5 protein-coding genes and 2 pseudogenes are annotated in these 6,000 nt (G+C 62.6%); 2 read left to right on the top strand and 5 right to left on the bottom strand.

Annotated elements, in window-relative coordinates; genetic code table 11:
• The coding region (locus JV201_RS04055; protein ID WP_219406543.1) for an AraC family transcriptional regulator at window positions 1-788 on the top strand (788 nt) is incomplete at its 5' end.
• A gap of 121 nt (window positions 789-909) precedes the next feature.
• Here JV201_RS04055 and JV201_RS04050 read toward each other — a convergent pair.
• Window positions 910-2,280 (bottom strand): MFS transporter, encoded by a 1,371-nt coding sequence (locus tag JV201_RS04050; protein WP_219407132.1) that lies wholly within the window; start codon window positions 2,278-2,280, stop codon window positions 910-912.
• A gap of 121 nt (window positions 2,281-2,401) precedes the next feature.
• Here JV201_RS04050 and JV201_RS04045 point away from each other — a divergent pair, with 121 nt between their 5' ends.
• Complete coding sequence (locus tag JV201_RS04045) at window positions 2,402-3,286, top strand: LysR family transcriptional regulator (protein WP_102604731.1); 885 nt, start codon at window positions 2,402-2,404, stop codon at window positions 3,284-3,286.
• 164 nt (window positions 3,287-3,450) lie between these two features.
• Here JV201_RS04045 and JV201_RS04040 read toward each other — a convergent pair whose 3' ends face one another.
• The 4 genes and pseudogenes from JV201_RS04040 to JV201_RS04030 all read right to left on the bottom strand — a co-directional run bounded on the left by JV201_RS04040 (window position 3,451) and on the right by JV201_RS04030 (window position 5,836).
• Window positions 3,451-4,026 carry a flavin reductase family protein gene (locus JV201_RS04040; protein WP_003214424.1) on the bottom strand — a complete coding sequence of 192 codons (576 nt, stop codon included), beginning with the start codon at window positions 4,024-4,026 and terminating at the stop codon, window positions 3,451-3,453.
• A gap of 54 nt (window positions 4,027-4,080) precedes the next feature.
• Window positions 4,081-4,509: pseudogene (locus tag JV201_RS30150) on the bottom strand (methyl-accepting chemotaxis protein); the annotation flags it as partial.
• 111 nt (window positions 4,510-4,620) lie between these two features.
• Window positions 4,621-5,304 (bottom strand): annotated as a pseudogene (locus tag JV201_RS30145) (PAS domain-containing protein); the annotation flags it as partial.
• Window positions 5,305-5,503: 199 nt separating this feature from the next.
• Window positions 5,504-5,836 (bottom strand): DUF2790 domain-containing protein, encoded by a 333-nt coding sequence (locus JV201_RS04030; protein ID WP_219406542.1) that lies wholly within the window; start codon window positions 5,834-5,836, stop codon window positions 5,504-5,506.
• Between the last annotated feature and the right edge of the window lie 164 nt (window positions 5,837-6,000).

Raw genomic sequence — 6,000 nt, 5'->3', positions numbered from 1 at the left:
TCGACTGGCTGCACCGCGCGCCCCACGCCAGTGGCCTGGAGCGCATCGAGGCGTATTTTGCCGGGTTTGGCTTCGACCCCCATCGCCACGACACCTATGCCATCGGCCGTACCCTGTTCGGTGTGCAGAGCTTTCACTATCGCGGCGGCATGACCCACAGCCTGCCGGGGCGGACCATGGTGATCCATCCCGATGAAGTGCATGACGGCTGGGCCGGCAGCGAGGAAGGTTTCAAATACCGGATGATTTACGTGGAGCCGGCGCTGATCCAGCAGGTGCTCGGCGGCAAGCCGTTACCGTTCATCCCCGGCGGATTGTCCAGCGACCCGTGGCTGTACCGCGCCAGTGAAGTGTTGCTGCAAAGCCTGGATTGCCCGATTGACCCGCTGCAGGAACAGGACGCGATGTTTGACTTGGCCCAGGCGCTGAATAACGCGTCGGGCATCACGGTCAATCGCAAGACCTTCGACTACCGGGCCGCCGAGCGCGCACGGGAATTTATCCACAGCGCCCTGGGCCGCCCGATTACCCTCGATGAAATGGCGGAATACGCCAACCGCGACCGCTGGGCGCTGTCGCGGGATTTTCGTTTGTTGTTCGGCACCAGCCCCTATCGCTACCTGACCATGCGCCGCCTGGACCTGGTGCGCAGCCTGCTGGGCCAGGGCCAGTCACTGGTGGATGCGGCACTGACCGCCGGCTTCACCGACCAGAGCCACATGACCCGCCAGTTCCGCAGCACTTTCGGCATGCCGCCGTCGCGCTGGGTGAAGATGCTCGGGCGCTGAAATCCCGCCTTGAAATGCGATCAACCTGTAGGAGCTGGCTTGCCTGCGATAGCGGTGGATCAGTTAATAAATTGTTGGCTGACACTCCGCTATCGCAGGCAAGCCAGCTCCCACATTTGAACTATGTCGCTGCCGAAATCGTATTCGACGCTGGCGCTCGTTCTTTAAGGGCCAACGCCAGCACCGCCCCCGCCAGGGCAATCGCCGCGCTCCACCACAACGCCAGCTCAATCCCGCCCGCCTGCGCCGCGCCCGTCGACCCACCGGCGTTCGCCAACGACACCAGCAACGCCAGCCCCAACGCACCGCCAATCTGCTGGCTGGTGGACGCCATGCCTGCCGCCACGCCCTGCTCGCCCGGCCGGATGCCCAGCCCCGCAGCCACCCACATCGCCGTCCAGGTCATGCCCTGGCCAATACTCAGGATGAAAATCCCCGGCAGCAACGACCAGAACCCCGCCCCCGTCGGCAACGCCACACATACCAAAGCGATACCCACCGCGCCCGCCAACTGGCCGCTGACCAGGGTGTTGCGCAACCCCAGCCGCGCCAATGAACGCTCCGCCAGCCAGATACCCGCGGTGCACACCAGCGTCGCCGGCAAAAACGCCAACCCCGCCTGCAACACGCTGTAGCCGTAGACCTGCTGGTAGTACACCGCCAGAAAGTAGTACTGCACGCCAAAGCTGCTCATGAACACCGCCGTCAACACCATGGCCATGCGCAACTCGCGGTAGCCCAACAAGCGTAGCGGCATCAACGGATCACGGCCCCGGTGTTCGACCCACCCAAACAACCCGAGCAGCACCAACGCCAGGACCATGCAGCCCAGGGTCGACGGCGCCGCCCAGCCCCACACCGGCCCCTGCACCAGGGAGAACACCAGCAAGGTGCCGCCCAGCGTCACGGTCAACGCACCACTGATATCAAAGTTGCGCCCGCGGGCCCGCTCGCCATCGGCGGGAATCCAGTAGCGCGCCGCCAGGGCACAGGCACCGGCCAATGGCACGTTCACCAGGAACACCGCTTCCCAGCCCCAGGCCTGGGTCAGCACGCCGCCGAGCAACGCGCCCAATGCCAGGCCCGCCGCAGACGCCGCGCTCCACACGGCAAACGCCCGATGACGCGCGGGCCCTTCGGCGTAGTGGGTGTTGATCAGCGCCAGCGTGGCCGGGAACAACAGCGCCCCACCCACACCCTGCACCGCCCGCGCCAGCACCAGCAGCAAGGCGCTGCCACCGAGCACCGCCGCCAGGGAAGACAGCGCATACAGCGACTGGCCAAGCATGTACAAGCGCCGCTTGCCCAACAGGTCCGCCGCCCGACCGCCCAGCAACAGGAAGCCACCAAACGCCACGCTGTAGGCACTGACCACCCACTGCAATTGCTGGGCAGAAAACCCCAGGTGGCTGCCGATTTGCGGCAGCGCGACAAACACAATGGTCGCGTCGAGGGCGATGATCAGTTGCGCGGTTGCCAGCAGCAACAGCATCCAGCCAGAGGGTCGAGAAGAAGACATCACAGCGTCCTGCCTGAAAATGAGAGGCGCCAGTTTCTTTCATGCCCAACAGATGATAAATACCCCTATCACTCTTTCAGTAATGACTTTAATCATGGATCTGAATGCTGTTCGCCTGCTGGTGCGCGTCGCCGAAACCCGCAGTTTCACTCGCGCCGCCGGAGACCTGGGGCTGACCCAATCGGGCTTGTCCCGGGCCATTTCCCGGCTGGAAAACCAGCTGGGTGTGCGCCTGCTGCAACGCAACACCCGCAGCGTCAGCCTCACGCCCGACGGGCAGATGCTGTATGAACGCAGCGCGCCGCTGCTGGCGGAACTGGCCGAAGCCGAGCGGCAAATGCTAGACCGCCGTGCCTCACCGTCCGGTTTGCTGAAGATCAGCACGCCCTCGTTGTTTGGCCGCAAGGTGGTGATGCCGGTGATCGGCGAGCTGACCCTGCAATACCCCGATCTGCGCATTGAAGCGGTAATGACCGACCGCCTGGTGGACATCGTCGACGAAGGCTTTGACGCCTTGCTGCGCACCGGCGACATCCAGGACCAACGCCTGATCGCCCGGGCACTGCCACCGCTGCGGTGGGTCACCGTCGCCTCCCCGGCTTATCTCGCGCGTTTTGGTACGCCGCAAACCGTCGATGAACTCCAGGACCACAATTGCCTGACCGTACGTAACCTGCGCACCAGCCGGCTGGTGGACTGGCAGTTCATGCTCGATGGCAGGGTGCAGGACGTGAGTGTCGAGGGGCGGTTGATCTTTGATATCGGCGATGCGCTGGTGGACGGCGCGCTGGGCGGATTCGGCATCGCCCAGGTGATGGACTTTGCGGTGCGGGAAGATCTGGCGGCCGGGCGCCTTGTGCCCTTGCTGGAGGAATTTGCCGGGCGCAGTCGGGCGATATCGCTGGTGTATCCGCCATCGCGGCAGTACTCGCCGAAGTTGATGGCGTTTGCCGAGGCACTCAGCAAAGCCCAGTGGTAACACAACCTTTGTGGCGAGGGAGCTTGCTCCCGCTCGGCTGCGCAGCAGTCGTATATCTACCGACCAAGTGTATTGGCAGGAAACAATGGGACCGCTTCGCGCTCCAGCGGGAGCAAGCTCCCTCGCCACAAAACCAGGCTGTACCGGAAGAATTGGCACTGGGCTTAAAGCTGTCGCCCATCAATCGGCTCACCAATCGTCAGGAAATGCCCGCCCGCCACATGGTGCAAGGTACGCAGCGCATCCTGCCCTTCGAAATGCCAGCGACCGTCGCTGAATACGCGCTCATCAGCCTGGGCGGCCACCACTTCGGCGAGGAACAGATCGTAGGTCTGCTGGTTATGCGGTTCCGGCAGCAAGCGGCATTCCAGCCACGCCACGCAGCCTTCAAGCATCGGCGCTTCGGTGTGTTCGCCGCTGAACGTCTGCAAGTCATATGCGGCGAACTTGTCGGTCTCGCTGCCGGTGGTGTTGCCCACGGTCTGCACGATATCGGCCTGGGCCGCACACGGTACGTTGAGCACGAAAGTGCCGGCGCCTTCGAGCAGTTGCCGGGTCCAGGTGGCCTTATCCAGCACGACGGCGACTTTGGGCGGCTCGAAATCCAGCGGCATCGCCCATGCCGCGGCCATGATGTTGCGCTGGCCGTTGTGCGCGGCGCTGACCAGTACGGTCGGGCCGTGGTTGAGCAAGCGGTAGGCCTTGGACAGCGGAACGGGACGGCGATGGTTAGGGCTCATGGACGAAAGGCTCGGAAAAAAAACCTACGATACCTCAAGCATGAGCCCGGGTGACTAGCTGCTCAGTTGATTGGCGAATTGCCCTACAGCGCTGACCACTTTCTGGGCGCCGTCCTGGATCTCGACGATCACTGTGCCCGCCTCGGCCGCCAATGCCAGCCCTTGCTCGGCCTGCAGGCGGCCATCGGTCATCAGCGCCACTGCATCGCGGGCCATGTCCTGGTTCTGGCGCACCACGCCGACGATTTCCTCGGTGGCCTTGCTGGTACGCGACGCCAGTTGCCGAACCTCATCGGCCACCACCGCAAAACCACGGCCTTGCTCACCGGCACGGGCGGCTTCGATGGCGGCGTTGAGCGCCAGCAGGTTGGTCTGCTCGGCGATGCCGCTGATGGTCTTGACGATGCTGCCAATCACCTGGGACTGGGCGTTCAGCGCTTCAATGCCCTCACCCGCCTGCTCCATGTGCTTGGCCAGGTCGCGCATCACCTCCACCGCCTGGGTGACCACGGTGGTGCCGCGCTGGGCGCTGCTGTCGGTGTGCAGCGAGGTGCTGTAGGCGATGTTGGCCGCGTCGGCCACGGCCTGTTCCTGGTTGACCTGGTCGGTGATCACCGTGGCGAACTTGACCACTTTGTACAGCCGCTCGTTGGCGTCAAGCACCGGGTTATACGAAGCCTCCAGCCACACTACACGCCCGTGGCTGTCCACCCGCTTGAAGCGCCCCGCGACGAATTCACCGGCGTTCAGGCGCTTCCAGAACTGCTGGTACTCGACGCTGCCGGCATCCTGCGGCTCACAGAATATCCGGTGATGTTTGCCCTGGATCTGCGCCAGGCTGTAACCCATGCCGTTGAGGAAACGGTCGTTGGCCGTCAGTACATTACCGTTGAGGTCGAACTCGATCACTGCCGTGGAACGCACCAGCGCGGTGATCAGGTTTTCGTGCTCGCGGGACGCCTCGATGGTGCGGGTCAGGTCGCTGGAGTACATCGAAATATGCTTGATACGCCCGTCACTGCCACGCACCGGTTGCACGATGGAGCGCAGCCACGCCTCATTGCCGTTGCCGCGCATCAGGCGTACGGAACCGGCGAAGTGTTCGCCACGCACCAGGGCGTTCGTGAAGCGCAGTTGAAAGGTGTCGTGCTTGACGTGAGCCGGCACCAGATCCTCGATCAGGCGGCCTTGCAGCTGGCTTGCCTGGTAAGCCATCTCTTGAAGGAAGATGGCATTGACGGACTCGATGCGCCCTTCGGGATCCAGGGTCAGGGCCATCATTTCGCTTTCCAGGCTCTCCTTGACCTGCTGCAAACTGGATAATTCTTCGCGAAGAGCAGACAGCTCCTGCTTGAGACGGGTGTTGAACATGGAGGCACCGGTGGGCAAATGAGGGCGGGATCTGACCTGCATCGGCGCTGCCGGCATTTTCTTAAGAGAGCTTTAGCCCATTGCCCAACTATATTTTTTCGGCCCCTCAACTGCCGTTGTTACGGCAGATGCCCATCACTTGGTAGTGGAGCGTGTTGAGCTTGCCGGTGGAGTCTTCGTAGGTCATGCGTGACGGCACCGCGCTGCACGAGCGGATCGGCGGCGTGACATTCACCACCTTGGCAATGTCCAGCTTCATGCCGTAGCGATACACCTGCACCTCGGGCGCAGGCTTGCCCTTTCTGGCGGCGTAGGCGGCCATGGCTTGCTCATTGTTTTGCATCAATTGGGCGAAGGTGCGGTCGCCTCCACCTTCGGCCATCGCGCTGGCGGAAACGATCAGGGCCAATGCAGCGACAGTGGTTTTCAGGGTATTCATGAGGGCGTCCTCGTCTGACTTATTGAATTAAAAGTTCAGAGCAAGAATAACTAACCAAGCCTGTCGCAAAGTTCACCGAAAGATTACTTATCCGTTATGTTTTATTGAAATTCCAAAATTGTAATCTGTGCGCCACCTCGCCGTTATCTCGTGTTTGCAACTAT

Origin of the sequence: Pseudomonas sp. Colony2 (assembly GCF_019382755.1) — a bacterium.
Lineage (GTDB): Bacteria > Pseudomonadota > Gammaproteobacteria > Pseudomonadales > Pseudomonadaceae > Aquipseudomonas.
Note: the sequence above shows the minus strand (reverse complement) of the source record. Positions and strands in the feature narration are given on the sequence as shown.

Bases quoted from the DNA above. Each gene is read 5' to 3' on its own strand.
- JV201_RS04050 (WP_219407132.1), bottom strand. From the start codon at position 2,280: ATGCTGTTGCTGCTGGCAACCGCGCAACTGATCATCGCCCTCGACGCG.
- JV201_RS04045 (WP_102604731.1), top strand. From the start codon at position 2,402: ATGGATCTGAATGCTGTTCGCCTGCTGGTGCGCGTCGCCGAAACCCGC.
- JV201_RS04040 (WP_003214424.1), bottom strand. From the start codon at position 4,026: ATGAGCCCTAACCATCGCCGTCCCGTTCCGCTGTCCAAGGCCTACCGC.
- JV201_RS04030 (WP_219406542.1), bottom strand. From the start codon at position 5,836: ATGAATACCCTGAAAACCACTGTCGCTGCATTGGCCCTGATCGTTTCC.